14 protein-coding genes are annotated in these 13,975 nt (G+C 42.8%); 10 read left to right on the top strand and 4 right to left on the bottom strand.

Features of this window, described 5'->3' with window-relative positions:
- Nucleotides 1–5: 5 nt before the first annotated feature.
- Both nfsA and NSQ17_RS18160 read left to right on the top strand, forming a co-directional pair.
- Complete coding sequence (gene nfsA / locus NSQ17_RS18165; RefSeq protein WP_342467660.1) at nucleotides 6–755, top strand: oxygen-insensitive NADPH nitroreductase; 750 nt, start codon at nucleotides 6–8, stop codon at nucleotides 753–755.
- A gap of 54 nt (nucleotides 756–809) precedes the next feature.
- On the top strand, nucleotides 810–1,814 hold the full coding sequence (locus NSQ17_RS18160) for an LLM class flavin-dependent oxidoreductase (RefSeq protein WP_342468114.1): 1,005 nt from the start codon (nucleotides 810–812) through the stop codon (nucleotides 1,812–1,814).
- A gap of 11 nt (nucleotides 1,815–1,825) precedes the next feature.
- On the opposite strand, the gene NSQ17_RS18155 is transcribed toward NSQ17_RS18160, so the two are convergent.
- Together NSQ17_RS18155 and NSQ17_RS18150 are read right to left on the bottom strand one after the other, a co-directional pair.
- Nucleotides 1,826–2,053: a hypothetical protein gene (locus NSQ17_RS18155; RefSeq protein WP_024719490.1), complete on the bottom strand. Its 228-nt coding sequence runs from the start codon at nucleotides 2,051–2,053 to the stop codon at nucleotides 1,826–1,828.
- A gap of 81 nt (nucleotides 2,054–2,134) precedes the next feature.
- Complete coding sequence (locus NSQ17_RS18150; RefSeq protein ID WP_342467659.1) at nucleotides 2,135–4,558, bottom strand: S8 family serine peptidase; 2,424 nt, start codon at nucleotides 4,556–4,558, stop codon at nucleotides 2,135–2,137.
- A gap of 501 nt (nucleotides 4,559–5,059) precedes the next feature.
- Here NSQ17_RS18150 and NSQ17_RS18145 point away from each other — a divergent pair.
- From NSQ17_RS18145 to NSQ17_RS18120, 6 genes are all read left to right on the top strand, one after another.
- Nucleotides 5,060–5,338 (top strand): hypothetical protein, encoded by a 279-nt coding sequence (locus NSQ17_RS18145; RefSeq protein WP_041091342.1) that lies wholly within the window; start codon nucleotides 5,060–5,062, stop codon nucleotides 5,336–5,338.
- A gap of 51 nt (nucleotides 5,339–5,389) precedes the next feature.
- The gene (locus tag NSQ17_RS18140; RefSeq protein ID WP_342467658.1) at nucleotides 5,390–6,223 is read left to right on the top strand and encodes a PRD domain-containing protein; all 834 of its coding nucleotides are present in this window, start codon (nucleotides 5,390–5,392) and stop codon (nucleotides 6,221–6,223) included.
- A 256-nt stretch (nucleotides 6,224–6,479) separates the two neighbouring features.
- Complete coding sequence (locus NSQ17_RS18135; RefSeq protein ID WP_035702471.1) at nucleotides 6,480–7,868, top strand: sucrose-specific PTS transporter subunit IIBC; 1,389 nt, start codon at nucleotides 6,480–6,482, stop codon at nucleotides 7,866–7,868.
- Nucleotides 7,869–7,887: 19 nt separating this feature from the next.
- Complete coding sequence (locus NSQ17_RS18130) at nucleotides 7,888–9,345, top strand: sucrose-6-phosphate hydrolase (RefSeq protein ID WP_135009553.1); 1,458 nt, start codon at nucleotides 7,888–7,890, stop codon at nucleotides 9,343–9,345.
- Nucleotides 9,346–9,532: 187 nt separating this feature from the next.
- The gene (locus NSQ17_RS18125; RefSeq protein ID WP_008359596.1) at nucleotides 9,533–9,787 is read left to right on the top strand and encodes a hypothetical protein; all 255 of its coding nucleotides are present in this window, start codon (nucleotides 9,533–9,535) and stop codon (nucleotides 9,785–9,787) included.
- 155 nt (nucleotides 9,788–9,942) lie between these two features.
- Nucleotides 9,943–11,019, top strand: coding sequence for a chitobiase/beta-hexosaminidase C-terminal domain-containing protein (locus NSQ17_RS18120; RefSeq protein WP_342467657.1), 1,077 nt, complete (start codon nucleotides 9,943–9,945; stop codon nucleotides 11,017–11,019).
- A 51-nt stretch (nucleotides 11,020–11,070) separates the two neighbouring features.
- On the opposite strand, the gene NSQ17_RS18115 is transcribed toward NSQ17_RS18120, so the two are convergent.
- Together NSQ17_RS18115 and NSQ17_RS18110 are read right to left on the bottom strand one after the other, a co-directional pair.
- The gene (locus tag NSQ17_RS18115; RefSeq protein WP_008343648.1) at nucleotides 11,071–11,880 is read right to left on the bottom strand and encodes a bifunctional hydroxymethylpyrimidine kinase/phosphomethylpyrimidine kinase; all 810 of its coding nucleotides are present in this window, start codon (nucleotides 11,878–11,880) and stop codon (nucleotides 11,071–11,073) included.
- Between the two features lie 126 nt (nucleotides 11,881–12,006).
- Entirely contained in the window at nucleotides 12,007–12,318 is a 312-nt protein-coding gene (locus NSQ17_RS18110; RefSeq protein ID WP_234925075.1) for a general stress protein, read from the bottom strand.
- A 121-nt stretch (nucleotides 12,319–12,439) separates the two neighbouring features.
- Here NSQ17_RS18110 and NSQ17_RS18105 point away from each other — a divergent pair, with 121 nt between their 5' ends.
- Together NSQ17_RS18105 and NSQ17_RS18100 are read left to right on the top strand one after the other, a co-directional pair.
- Complete coding sequence (locus tag NSQ17_RS18105) at nucleotides 12,440–13,267, top strand: glycosyltransferase family 2 protein (RefSeq protein WP_041091348.1); 828 nt, start codon at nucleotides 12,440–12,442, stop codon at nucleotides 13,265–13,267.
- The gene (locus NSQ17_RS18100) at nucleotides 13,264–13,950 is read left to right on the top strand and encodes a uracil-DNA glycosylase (RefSeq protein WP_017360124.1); all 687 of its coding nucleotides are present in this window, start codon (nucleotides 13,264–13,266) and stop codon (nucleotides 13,948–13,950) included. Before NSQ17_RS18105 ends, NSQ17_RS18100 begins: the two co-directional genes overlap by 4 nt.
- Nucleotides 13,951–13,975 lie beyond the last annotated feature (25 nt).

Here is a 13,975-nt window from a genome sequence, read left to right as displayed (position 1 = left end):
TCGAATTGAATAAAACGATAGAAACCATTTTAAATCATCGGTCCATCCGTTCGTTTACAGATGAGCGTCTGACAGAGGAAGAAGTGCTGACACTTATCAAAAGTGCACAGGCTGCTTCGACATCAAGCTATGTACAGGCGTATAGTATCATTGGTGTAACAGATCAGGAGAAGAAGGCGAAGCTTGCTGAACTGGCTGGAAATCAGCCATACGTTGAGAAGAATGGGCATTTTTTTGTTTTCTGTGCAGACTTGAAACGCCATGATTATATCGCAAAAAAAGCAGGGAAAAACCATCAAGAGGCGTTTGAAAATACAGAAGCCTTTCTTATCAGTGTGATTGATGCTGCGCTTGCTGCACAAAATGTCAGTGTCGCCGCAGAATCTATGGGACTTGGCATCTGCTATATCGGCGGACTGCGTAATCAGCTGAAGGAAGTATCCGAACTACTTGAAACACCTTCCTATGTGCTACCGCTATTCGGATTGGCTGTAGGACATCCTGCCAATCCATCATCTCAAAAGGAACGGCTGCCCGTTGAGCTGATCTACCATGAAAACACATATCAGCAAGACGAAGCTCATGTGGATCGTTATTTAAAAGAATACGATGATCGTATTTCATCATATTATGAAGAACGAACAAACGGTGAGAGAAAAGATACATGGTCTGAGCAAATGCTTCGAGGCTTTAGCCAGCCAAAACGTGCTTTCCTCGGAGATTTTGTGAAAGAGAAGGGCTTTAATCGAAAATAAATCAGGAAATCCCCCTTTCGAGTGAGAGAGGGGGATTTGTGTAAGAGGTGCGACATCATGAAATTAAGTATACTGGATCAATCTCCTTTGATTGGAGATGCGACGCCTGCTGAGGCACTGAAGCAAACCGTCGAGCTGGCGAAGCAGGCAGAGAAATGGGGCTATCATCGTTTTTGGGTATCAGAGCATCACTTTTCAAACCGGCTCGCAGGATCGAGTCCAGAGGTGCTTCTCGGTCATTTATCAGCTGTGACGTCACATATCCGTATTGGTTCAGGCGGCGTCATGCTGCCCCACTACAGTGCCTATAAAGTAGCAGAGAACTTCAGAGTGCTCGAAGCCTTGGCTCCGGGCAGAATTGATCTTGGCATTGGACGTGCTCCTGGAGGTATGCCGATCTCCTCCATTGCCCTTCATCATGGAGAACGGAAGCGACTTGGTGATCAATACCCTGAGCAGGTAGAAGAATTAAGGGTGTATTTACATGATTTAGCCGATGAATTTTATCCGCTGCCTCACCTGACCGCTTCTCCGAAAGTAGATACTGCCCCAGAGGTATGGATGTTAGGTTCTTCTGGAGGAAGTGCACGGCTTGCCGCAAAAGTAGGTGCAGGCTATACGTTTGCTCTTTTCATTAATGGAGAAGGCGGAGAAGACTCTGTGTCGCAGTATATCAGCCGATTTGAACCTTCGGAATTTGGTGATGAGCCGCGTGTCAGTCTTGCGGTCTTCGTTTTATGTGCAGAAACAGAGGAACAGGCAGAAAAATTGGCTGTTAGCTTAGATTTATCATTATTAGCTAACGAACAAGGACAGGACCTTGGCGGCTTTCCTTCATTTGAACAGGCAAAGGCCTATTCCTACAGTCCATATGAACAAAAACGAGTAGCAGCCAATCGACAGAGGATGGTTGTTGGCACGCCGTCCTCTGTGAAGCAGCAGCTGACAGCACTCGCAAAGGCGTATCGTACAGATGAAGTGATCGCTGTGACCATCACACATCACATGCAAGACCGTCTCACATCGTATCGTTTATTAAAAGAAGCTTTTGATGCATAACGTATGTCATTTTACCATTTGCGCAGCCAATAAAAGGGATAGAGGAGCATCATGGTGAGAATAAAGGCAGCTGTCACCGCCAAGCTAAGCGGATAAATGCAGGTGGTATAGACAGTCAGTTCACATGCTTGATGAAAAGGACGAGGCTGTTTTGCATGTAAAAAGGTAAAAAAATAAACCAAGGTGATCGTGAGAAAAAAAGCCGTCATAAAAGAAACGATCCATAGCCATATCAACATGAATTTCTCTTTCCTCCATACATGATAGAAAAGCCTTGTTGAGCTGATGGGCTCATACAAGGCTTTTTATGTGATTCTTGTTTATTCAGGATAAATATCGAATGGTTCTTTCGTTTGAACCGTATCTGATTTACCTTTCAGGCTCGCATACGCAAGCATTGTATACTCACCTGCTTCTAACTTCTGTCCTTTATTGATCGTGCCATTCCATTTCACACGATGCTCTCCTTTATCAACATGTTGATAAACTCCTGCTTCACCTAAATACTCTCCATCTGTCGAGTAGACGAGGAATGCAAGGTTCTCAGCACCGCCTGGGAGATAGCTGCTAATAACATAGCTTCCAGCACGGTTATCCGGCTCTACAGAAACCGAAGTGACGCGCGGGTAATCAGGCTCTTTTACAATCAATAAAGTAGGGATTTCAGTGACCTTTCTGCCATTTTCGCGAATGGTGATACTGCCTTGGTACGTTCCTTTTTTCGTTTTCCCATAATTCACTTGTACTGCGGAAGTAAAGGACCCTGTGGAATTCCCTTTCACTGTGATTTTTTTCGTGCCGTTTGTGCTAATGCCGTTGCCATCGAACTTATAATCAATGGTATAGGTTTTCGGTGCTTTTGACAGGTTTTCTACCTTGAACTTCTTCGTTTTGATTTGAACGCCCTTTTCTTTTAAGAAAGTGCCGTACGAATAGCTTGCATCAGACACAATAGAAGACGCTTGAAGTGATTCGATGATTCGAACGCTGCCTGTGCCCTGCGTATTGTGAGGGAACGGGTTACCATTTGGATCATACAATGTTTCTGCTGTATTCATCATTAACGCTTTAATTTGTTCCGTAGAATAGGATGGTTTTGCTTGTTTAATAATCGCTGCTACTCCGGCTACATGAGGAGATGCCATGCTTGTTCCTTGCTTCGATCCATAGCCGTATGGCTGAGAAGGATCGTGTGTCGGAATGGTGCTGACAATACTCACGCCAGGTGCTGAAAGATCTGGTTTGATCATCCACGTATCGACAACAGGTCCACGAGATGAGAAGTCAGCGACTTGTTCACTTAACTCTTTCACAAATTGAATCGAGAAAGTCGTTGTATTGTTACCAGCCTCAATGGCTTTAACAATCGCTGTTCCTTCCGCTTTTGACAGCTTAATCGTCGGAAGGGCTAGACCTGGTACATCCACAGGGATTTCTCCATCGGTATTGTTATACATGACAACGCCGATCGCACCAGCAGCTTTCGCATTGTCCACTTTATCAACAAAGGCAATGGCTCCACGTTCAATCACTGCCACCTTTCCTTTGACATCGATGTTTTCAAAAGCTTTTTCGTCACCGATGCCTGCTTGGACGAGTGTGACTTGTTTTTGGTCAAGTGCTTTTAAATCATTTTCTTGATAGTAGCCCATCACTTTTGCTGTTGAATAGTTCGGGAATTTCACGTTGTATAAACTGTACGGAAGCTGAGTGGCTCCGACAGAAATAGCATCTCTTGATGTCCCAGGAGATCCAACGGTCCAGCTGTTCGGCCCGCTGTTTCCATTTGATGTAACAGCGACAACCCCTTCAGACATGGCCCAATCCAGTGCGATGCTTGTTGCATAATCAGGGTTATTCACACTGTTTCCAAGAGAAAGGTTCATGACATCGGCTCCGTCAGTGACAGCCCGATCGATGCCTGCAAGAACATTTTCAGTTGTTCCTGATCCGCCTGGTCCAAGGACACGATAGGCGAGAAGGGTAGCATCTTTTGCGACACCTTTAATTTGTCCATTTGCCGCAATTGTTCCTGCGACATGTGTACCATGATCTGTCGATTCGCCTCTAGGATCTCCTTTTGGTGTTTCTTGTGGAGAATAGTCATTATCAACAAAGTCATAGCCTTTGTATAATCCGAAGTTTCCTTTTAAATCAGGGTGGGTATAATCTACTCCAGTATCAATGACAGCGACTTTTACTCCTTTTCCAGAGTAGCCGGCATCCCAAGCTTTTGGGGCTCCGATAAATGGAGCACTTTTATCCATGAGTGGAGAGACATCCTCATGAGGAAGCTGGACGCTTTTCTTTTTCACTTCATCTGTTTGATATGTAACATCCGGATAAACGGCTTTTACTCCGTCAACTGCGAGCAGTTTCGGGATTTCGTTTGCAGGAAGTTTCATAGAGAAACCAGAGAAGACTTTTTCATATTCTTGACGAACACTCGCTTTATCTAACTTTTTGAGTGCTGCATTCTTTACTTTAGTTCGAGATTTTTTGAGGGAGGCTTTTGTTTGTGCTTCGCCTTCTTGCTTGGCTTCAACTAAGGATTTTTCCTTTAATTCAACAATGACAGTGGTGTGTTTTCTAGACTTAACATTGATTTCGCCGAAGATTTCTGCTTTTTCCAGTTCCACCTGTTTGTTCGATGGAGCGGCAGCAGCCTGACCTGAAAAGAATGTGGATAAGGTAAAAATAGTGGAGAACAATAGAACAGAAGAACGAGAGATTACTTTTTTCAATTAATTTTCCCCTTTCTAGCTGTGTATTTAGGGAGATAGCCTTTCTTTTTGTGGATAAATAGGAAAGATTCACTGCCCGTTATTAAGTATTCCATACGATGAAACCAATTCCTTTACTGAAATGGTCTTATTTTACATAGTCATAAAGAACTATTTTGTTTATAAAGTCACACTTATGCACAATAATCTGTTGATAACTCAATTATTCAGATATATATATGGAAAATAAAAAAATCTCATACACAAAATCTAGTAAGAGGGTGTTGATATGTGGATAAACCCTGTTGATAAGATGTGCTTATCTTTGGGATAGTGTGTGTATAAAATTTTCATAGAAACATTGTGGAACATGCTCATCTTCTGCACTTTTCAACAAAACTTCTGAAAACTAGTTCGTTTTTTCACCCAGATTGTGACAAACCTCTCTTTTTTCTCGGGATATGATAGGAACAGTTAATTTGCTAGAACTGCTAGATTCTAAGGAAATCGGAGGGATGTTCAGTGAAGAAATGGAAGAACTGGTTGAGTGTATGGTTTGGTTTTGTGATGAATGTGCTTGTGAATCCTGGTGAGCTGCTGAAGAAGCAAGGGGTGAAAGTGGCAGCAGTGGATGGAGGATTCTTTCTTGCGGTGAATGAGAGAAAGCTAGAGAAACTGGCAGATGAAAAGAAGAAGAAGCGCAGGACAGAAAAGCCGTTTCAAGAAAGTCTGATGATGCTTTATGAAAAGACAACGAGAGAGGCGCGTGCCGGTCCGCTCTTATCTTTACAGAAAAGTTGAAACAGGGTAAAATCCCACATAAGACACGTTATCTGTGGGAGAGGATGCCCCTTGAAGATATATAAAATATTGAATAACAATGCAGTGGTTGTAAAGGAGGGTGATCAGGAGAAAATTGTGATGGGGCCCGGAATTGCTTTTCAGAAGGGGAAAAATGACGTCGTTCCCGTTCAAAAAATAGAGAAAATTTTTGTTGTGCGTGAAGAAAATGAGAAATTCAAACAAATTCTTGCGACATTGCCAGAAGCGCATATTGAGGTGGCAGAGCATATTATTAGTTATGCAGAGGGTGAACTCGTGATGCCGCTCAGTGATCATATCCACATTTCACTGACAGATCATTTATCCTTTGCCATTGAACGCGTTCAAAAAGGCATTGTGCTATATAATAAATTGCTTGGTGAGATCAAAGTCTTATATAAGCAGGAATATGATATTGGAAAGTATGCCATTCGTTATGTAAAGGAGCGGCTTGGGGTTGACCTGCCGGACGATGAGGCAGGGTATGTGGCACTTCATATTCATACGGCCAAAATGAATACGGAGTCCATGAAGAAGACGGTCAAATACACAACGATGATCAAAGAAATGATCGAGCATATCGAAAGCGTTTTTGAGCGCTCGATTGATGAGGATAGTATTTCATATCAGCGGCTTGTGACACATTTGAGGTATGCATTAGGCAGGTTGGAATCGAATGAAGCATTTCAAATCATGGACGATGACATGCTGACTTTTATCCAAACAAAGTATGATTCGGCTTACCGGTGTGCACTTGGACTGGCTGATTTGCTGAAAAAAGAATATGGACTTCATCTCCCTGAATCGGAGATCGGCTACATCACGCTGCATGTCCAGCGTCTGCAGGATGCCGAATTGGTGTAAAGGTTGTGCCTGTCCGCAGGCTTTTTTTTATGCACACTACTCTAATTAGTGTATATGGGTCATTTGATTCGAAAAAATAGGTTGACGCAGGTCACGCTCTTATACTATGATGAAAGCGTAATCAAAAACCAATATCGTGGGATTGTGACTGTCAGGCAGGCAAGACCTAAAATTTGCGTAACGAGGGGACGTGTATGTCCTTTAATCGTTGGTGAATTTTAGGTCTTTTTTGTTTTAAAAAAAAGGGGGAGACAACATGGATTATCAAAAAACAGCCAAAGAATTAACAACATTATTAGGCGGCAAAGAAAATGTCATTAGCGCAACACATTGTGCCACACGACTCCGATTGGTGATGAAAGATGAGGCGTTGATTGACAAAGATGCCATTGAAGAACTTGAGGGTGTGAAGGGTGCCTTCTCAAGCTCGGGTCAATTCCAGATCATATTTGGAACAGGTTCTGTCAACAAAGTATATGAGCCTTTTGCTCGTGAGGCGGGTCTTGAGGCAGACGACGAGAATCAAAAACCTGCCAGCCATGATGAAGCCGTGAAGCAAAAAATGAATCCACTTGCACGTTTTGCTAAGACGCTATCGAATATTTTTGTACCAATCATTCCAGCGATTGTAGCAAGCGGTTTATTAATGGGCCTATTAGGTATGATGAAAGCCTTCAAATGGGCTGATCCAAGCTCTGCCATCTTCCAAATGCTAGATATGTTCTCAAGTGCTGCCTTTATCATTTTACCGATTTTAATTGGGGTTAGTGCAGCCAAAGAGTTTGGTGGAAATCCATATTTAGGAGCTGTCATTGGGGGCATTATGATTCACCCGAGCTTGCTGAATCCATGGGGACTGACAGACGCAAAACCAGAATATATGCATCTATTCAACTTTGATATTGCGCTTCTTGGTTACCAAGGAACGGTCATTCCCGTGTTATTAACTGTGTATATCATGTGCGTGATTGAAAAGAATTTAAGAAAAGTTGTGCCGAACAGTATTGATTTACTTGTGACGCCGTTTGTGACGGTGATTGTGACTGGATTTGTGACGTTTATTGCTGTAGGACCGCTAGGGAGAATGCTCGGTACAGGAATCTCAAATGCACTCACTTATGTTTATGACCATGCAGGATTCTTAGCTGGACTTATTTTTGGAGGCGCTTATTCTTTAATTGTACTGACAGGTGTTCATCACAGCTTCCATGCGATTGAGGCAGGACTTCTAAATGATATTGGACGGAATTATTTGCTGCCGATCTGGGCCATGTCTAACGTCGCTCAAGGCGGAGCTGGGCTAGCGGTCTTTTTCTTAGCAAAGCGTGCAAAAACGAAAGAAATTGCTTTACCAGCAGCATTTTCTGCTTTCTTAGGTATTACAGAGCCGGTCATATTCGGTGTGAATCTTCGTTATCGTAAGCCATTTATTGCTGCAATGATCGGAGGTGCATTAGGCGGGGCGTTTGTCGTCTTCACGAAGGTAGCCGCCAACGCTTATGGTTTAACAGGGATTCCGATGATTGCAATTGCAGCCCCATTTGGTTTACAAAATGTGGTAAATTATGTTATTGGTATGTTAATAGCTGTTGCTGTTTCATTTATTCTTACCATCATCTTTAAAATCAAAGAAGTCGAAAAATAATCAAGGAGTGGTCACAGTGATGACAACAACGGACGCAGCACTTCGTCAAAAGGTAACAGATCGTATTCGAAACTATGAGCATTTGGTGAAAAAAGATGTGTACCGTCAGAACTACCATTTAATGCCGCCAGTCGGTCTTTTAAATGACCCGAATGGATTGATTCAGTGGAAGGGAGTCTACCATGTGTTTTATCAGTGGCAGCCATTTAAAACAGGTCATGGGGCAAAATTCTGGGGTCACTACACATCAACCGATCTAGTGAATTGGCAGCATGAAGAGGCTGCCCTCACGCCAAGTGATTGGTTTGATCAAAATGGCTGTTATTCTGGCAGTGCAGTCATTGACGATGGTCGTATGTACGTGATGTATACCGGAAATGTCCGTGACGAGCAAGGGAACCGTGAGACATATCAATGTTTAGCTGTGTCAGAGGATGGGGTTCATTTTGAGAAAAAAGGTGTCGTGGCGACTTTGCCAGCGGGATTCACTGCACATTTTCGTGACCCGAAGGTGTGGAAGCGGAATGGAAAGTGGTACATGGTCCTTGGAGCACAAAGTGAAGATCTCAAAGGACATCTTGTCTTATTTACATCTGATACATTAGACAATTGGACGTTTCAAGGCATTATTGCAGGCAGTGGAAAGAATGGATTAGATCATTTCGGATACATGTGGGAATGTCCAGATCTATTTGAATTAGACGGTCAGGATGTATTGATCGTGTCACCACAGGGGCTGAAGCCTGATGGATTCAAATACAACAATACACATCAATCTGGTTATTTTGTTGGTACATTGGATGATCGTACCTACCAATATACGCATGGAGCGTTTGAGGAGCTGGATCGTGGCTTTGACTTTTATGCACAGCAGACTTTCCAAGATGAATCGGGCAGACGCATTTTAATGGGATGGATGGGTGTACCAGATCAAGGGGAAGAGCATCACCCAACTGTCTCTTATCAATGGATCCATTGTTTGACGATTCCGAGAGAGCTTCGTTTAGATGATGAAGGGCGTCTTATTCAACAGCCGGTAAGTGAACTTCGATCTATGCGGACAAATGAGCAGGAGCATGTTTTTCACGTTAAACGATCTGTTCACTCCATTCCTGTTGAAGATTTGACGAGCGCAGAGGTATTCATTGATCAAATTGAAACACAAAAAGGATTTGAATGCTGTATCCGTGCTGCTGCTCGTATCATTTATGATAAAGATGAAGGCAAACTAACGTTAGAGCGAGATCGATTTGAAGATCGAACAAAGGAAGTTCGTGAAGTAGAAATTGATGAATTACAGGATTTGCATATCTTTATTGATGCATCATCGATTGAGATTTTTGTCAACGGAGGCCGGGAAGTATTTACTGCACGTTACTTTCCTTCCCCGGGAAATAAATCAATCTCCATCAGTGGTAGAAATGAAACGAAGCTTAAATTGAAGACGTGGCATTTGCAAAAAGAAGCAGATCATTGATCTGCTTTTTCTAGTGAGATCAGCCTGTATCTTAAAGCCTATATCATGTATATACAAGGTTGGCCTAAAGCGGTTTGATGACGTTTTACATATATGATAACAGGTTCAATTATGGTATCATTTTAAAATATATACAGCTGAGGCTGACGTTTATCCAAATGCGGTAGGACAAAAAGGGGTTGTTTACTTGAATTCAAAACAGCAGCCGACGACTAGAAAACGCTTGGAGACAATGGCAGATCATGTTGAAGATAAACGTGAAGAATATAAAGAATTGCTGATTCAAGTCCAATCTATTCTCGGTGAACCTTCTCTAGAGCAGGAAGAATTAAAAGAGAAGCTGTCAGATACGTATAAACAAATGAAAGAATATGCCTTATTTGTTGAATCCATTGAAGCCTTTATTCGAAAAATGGCGAAAGAATCTGATCAGCAAAAGTAGGTAAAAAAGTATGGTGAAAGAGTGTACCTGGGTGCGGGTATGCTTTTTTTATTTTAGTCAGATCATTCAGAAAAATTAAATGAAAGCGTTGACATTTCTTTTGTCATGATACAAAATAAATAAAAATTCATCTGAGCATATACAGGAGGAACGATATGAACCATGCAACCAAGAAATGTCTGATCACCTTTATCATTGTGCTATTTTCTATGAGTTTTCTTCATCCTTCCGTTTCATCTGCCCGAACGCAACACACATCATTTTTTACACCTACTGCCTCCGTACCATCTGGTCAATATTATCGCTCACAAGAGGTGGCACTCCATTCTCAGGTGCCAAAAGCTTCTCTTTATTACACAACAGATGGCAGCCAGCCGACAACTCAAAGTCAGCGATATACAAAGCCTATTCAAATTGATACCGATACGACTTTAAAAGTAAGCGTTTACAAAAATAGACATCGCCTTGCTACGTCTACGTACAATTATCGTTTTGTCACACGAGAGGACATTGCCTCATCTTTTTTATCTTTTGAATATCAAGGAATGCCTTATCGGTTATACATTCCGAAAAATCATAAGAGGGGTAAAGCTTATCCTCTCGTCCTGTTCTTACATGGAGGAGGGGAGCGGGGGACTGATAATCAAAAGCAGTTACTTGCAAATGATGGTGCAGTTTTATGGGCTTCTCCTGAAGTTCAAAAGAAACATCCTGCATACGTACTAGCACCTCAGGCTCGAAATGCTGTGGATGGGGGTTTTGCTTTAACAAGAAACGCGCAAAATGAAATCGACCTGACAAATGTGTTTCAATTTTCACCAGATTTACACAAAGCGTATGATGTGCTTCAGCATGTGTTAACTTCTTATAAGATTGATCAGAAAAGGATTTATGCGACTGGTTTATCTCAAGGCGGATTTGGCTCGTATCAGTTGAACATCACATATCCTCGTTTGTTTGCAGCGATGATTCCTATTGCGGGGGGTGCAGATCCAAGTAAGGCAGGAATTTTAGCGAACAAGCCAATATGGGCATTTCATGCAGAGGATGATTCCATTATTTCTATCAGTTATGCGAGAAATACAATTCAAGCTATTCAAAAAGCTGGTGGAAGACCGATTTATACCGAGTATGCAAGCAAGTATGGGTATGATCATGCATCATGGACGCCTGCTTATGAGACGCCGGGCTTAACAGATTGGTTATTCGCACAGAGACTCAGCTTACGATAAACAAAAACAAAAAAACCGATTCACCCAAGCGGCGGATCGGTTTTTATTGTTTTATTTGTCCAAACGATGTGCGGAATGTTTCGTTGGTCCGATGTATTCGTTTAGTTGGAACGAGCCTTTAATGGCAGCTGTGATGAATTCTTTTGCTGCATAAATGGCTTCTTTCACGTCTGAGCCGTTGGCTAGTTCAGCTGTGACTGCGGCTGAGAATGTGCAGCCTGCGCCGTGTGTGTATTCTGTGTCGATCTTATCTGTTTCAAGGCGTTCGAAGGTTTGTCCATCATAAAGCAAGTCAATCGCTTTATCTGGGCTTAGCTTACCGCCGCCAGTGATGACCACATACTTTGCACCAAGTTCATGGATGCGTTTTGCGGCTTCTTCCATTTGTTCCATCGTTTTGATCTCGCCAATGCCGCTTAATTGACCTGCTTCGAAAAGGTTAGGTGTGATAACTGTTGCCAGTGGTGTGAGCTTTTCGCGCAATGCTTCAGCGTGCTCTGGGTAAAGGACTTCGTTCGCACCTTTACATACCATAACAGGATCAATGACGACATTTTTCAGCTCATATGTTTTGATCGTTTCAGCTGCGAGTTCAATGACGTCAACTGTTGGCAGCATACCTGTTTTTAACGCATCTACACCGATGCCTTCCACGATCGTCGAGAGCTGCGCGCGGATGGTTGATGTATCGATTGGAAACACTTGATGATCCCAGTTGTTATGAGGATCCATTGCAACGACAACGGTTAAAGCTGTCATCCCGTAGACGTTTTTTTCTTGAAACGTTTTTAAATCTGCTTGGATACCTGCACCGCCGCTTGAATCCGAACCTGCGATGGTGAGTGCTTTATTCATAGACATAGTTGCTGAACCTCCAATGTGATGTGTAACAGTTACTGTTCTATCCCTTATTATAATCAGCTTTTCCATTTATCACAATGAAACGGCATAAAAAAGCGTTCCTCTCTTCAAGGAACGCCTCATCCATTACCTTTTACAAATCACCAATTTCCCTTTTTTCAGCTCCTCTAAAAGCGTTAAGGCTAATTCTTGATCGGCGCCGGTCGACATCATTTTGGCCATCAGTTCATCATCTCTGGTGCGAATGACATTGGCGATCTGATCTAAAATCCCTTGATCGACAGCTGTCATGCTCTTTGCTTCCGTATACTCAGTAACGGTATCAGAGCGTTCGGGGTCATACGCAAAAACAAACACATCGTCCTTTGCTGACTGTATCTGTTCGATCGTCTGTTTGGCTTCTTTACTATTCTCAACTGTGAAAAATTCCATCATCATCACTCCTTTTCATCAAAAATTCCCATTTTCTCGATCAATCAAACCGTCTTTTATATCATGAGAAGAAAGCCGATTTATGTTTTAATGAAAAAGACGAATCTATTAAAGGAGTTAGGCCGATATGAAGATTTCTTTATTAATTGTGACACATAACCGGCTGAGCGCATTGTGTGAACTGCTTGAATCCATCTCGAGACAAAGCGTACAGCCTTTTGAAATTGTGGTCGTAAATGATGCAGGAGAGCGAGTGGACGTGATTCAGGAACTCTATCCAGAGCTGCCAATCCGCTTGATTCATTTAGATGAGAATGTCCAGCATGTGAACGCAAGAAATGTTGGGGTGCGGGAGCTGACAGGTGACGTCATTATGCTGAGTGATGACGATGATTATTTTACACCTTGTCATATTGAACGTATGAGCAAGGCGCTAGAAGACGCTGATTTTGTCTTTTCGGATGCGGAAATTGTTTCGTTTGAAGAACGAGGTGCGACTCGTTTTCCAGTATCAAGACGTTTGTTTGCTTATACAGCGGACATTGAGGACATGCGTGTTTTTTCTACATATGTTCCTTCTGGTAGTATGTACAAACGCCGCATACACGATGAGATCGGCTATTTTGATCCAGCGATGCATCACTACTGGGACTGGGACTTTTTCCTGCGTGTTACGCAGCATGCACGAGCCAAACGAGTGCCGACTGCCAGTGTGATCTATGCGTTCTTTGATGGTGGGGGCAATCAGTCGAGTGATCTTGGTGAAACAAGGAAGACCTACTTAGATGATCTGAGTGAAAAGCATGGGCTGGGTGATTTGCCGACAGCAAACTTTGCTGTCCTATTAGAAGAACCAGCGATGAAAAAACGAGAATCAGAGAGTGAGATTGTATGGGATGGAAAACCGATGATCTCAAGATTGGCACAGCAGACAGAAGGAGGACAACCGCAATGAAGCCATTTTTAAATGATAGCTGGTGGGCTGTGATGAAAAGTGAATTTGAACAGCCATATTATCAGGAATTACGTGAGTGGGTAAAGGAAGAATATCGTACGCAGATCGTGTTTCCAAAACCAGATGACATTTATCGTGCCCTCCATTTGACGTCGTATGAAGATGTGAAGGTCGTGATTTTGGGACAAGACCCTTATCATGGTCCAGGACAGGCACACGGATTAAGCTTTTCTGTTCAGCCTGGTGTCAAACATCCGCCATCTTTGAGAAATATTTTTCAGGAGCTAAAGGATGACCTCGGTTGTCCGGTCCCTAACCATGGCTCGCTTGTCAGTTGGGCAGAGCAGGGTGTCTTGCTGTTAAACACCGTGCTCACTGTAAGAAAAGGGGAAGCGAACTCGCATAAAGGCAAAGGCTGGGAACGTGTGACAGACCGCGTCATCGACGTCCTGAATGACCGAGATCAGCCAGTCGTTTTTGTGCTTTGGGGCAGACATGCGCAAAATAAAAAAGAACGAATTGATCAAAGCAAGCATTACATCATTGAGTCACCTCATCCAAGTCCTTTTTCTGCAAGAAACGGCTTTTTTGGCAGCCGTCCGTTCTCAAAAGTAAACGCCTATTTAAAGCAAATGGGGATCGATGAAATCAACTGGTGTATCAAGGACATCGAATCAAAATAGGACGAGGGAAAATCCCTTCGTCCTG

The organism is Bacillus sp. FSL W8-0629, assembly GCF_038593225.1.
Lineage (GTDB): Bacteria > Bacillota > Bacilli > Bacillales > Bacillaceae > Bacillus > Bacillus altitudinis.
Note: the sequence above shows the minus strand (reverse complement) of the source record. Positions and strands in the feature narration are given on the sequence as shown.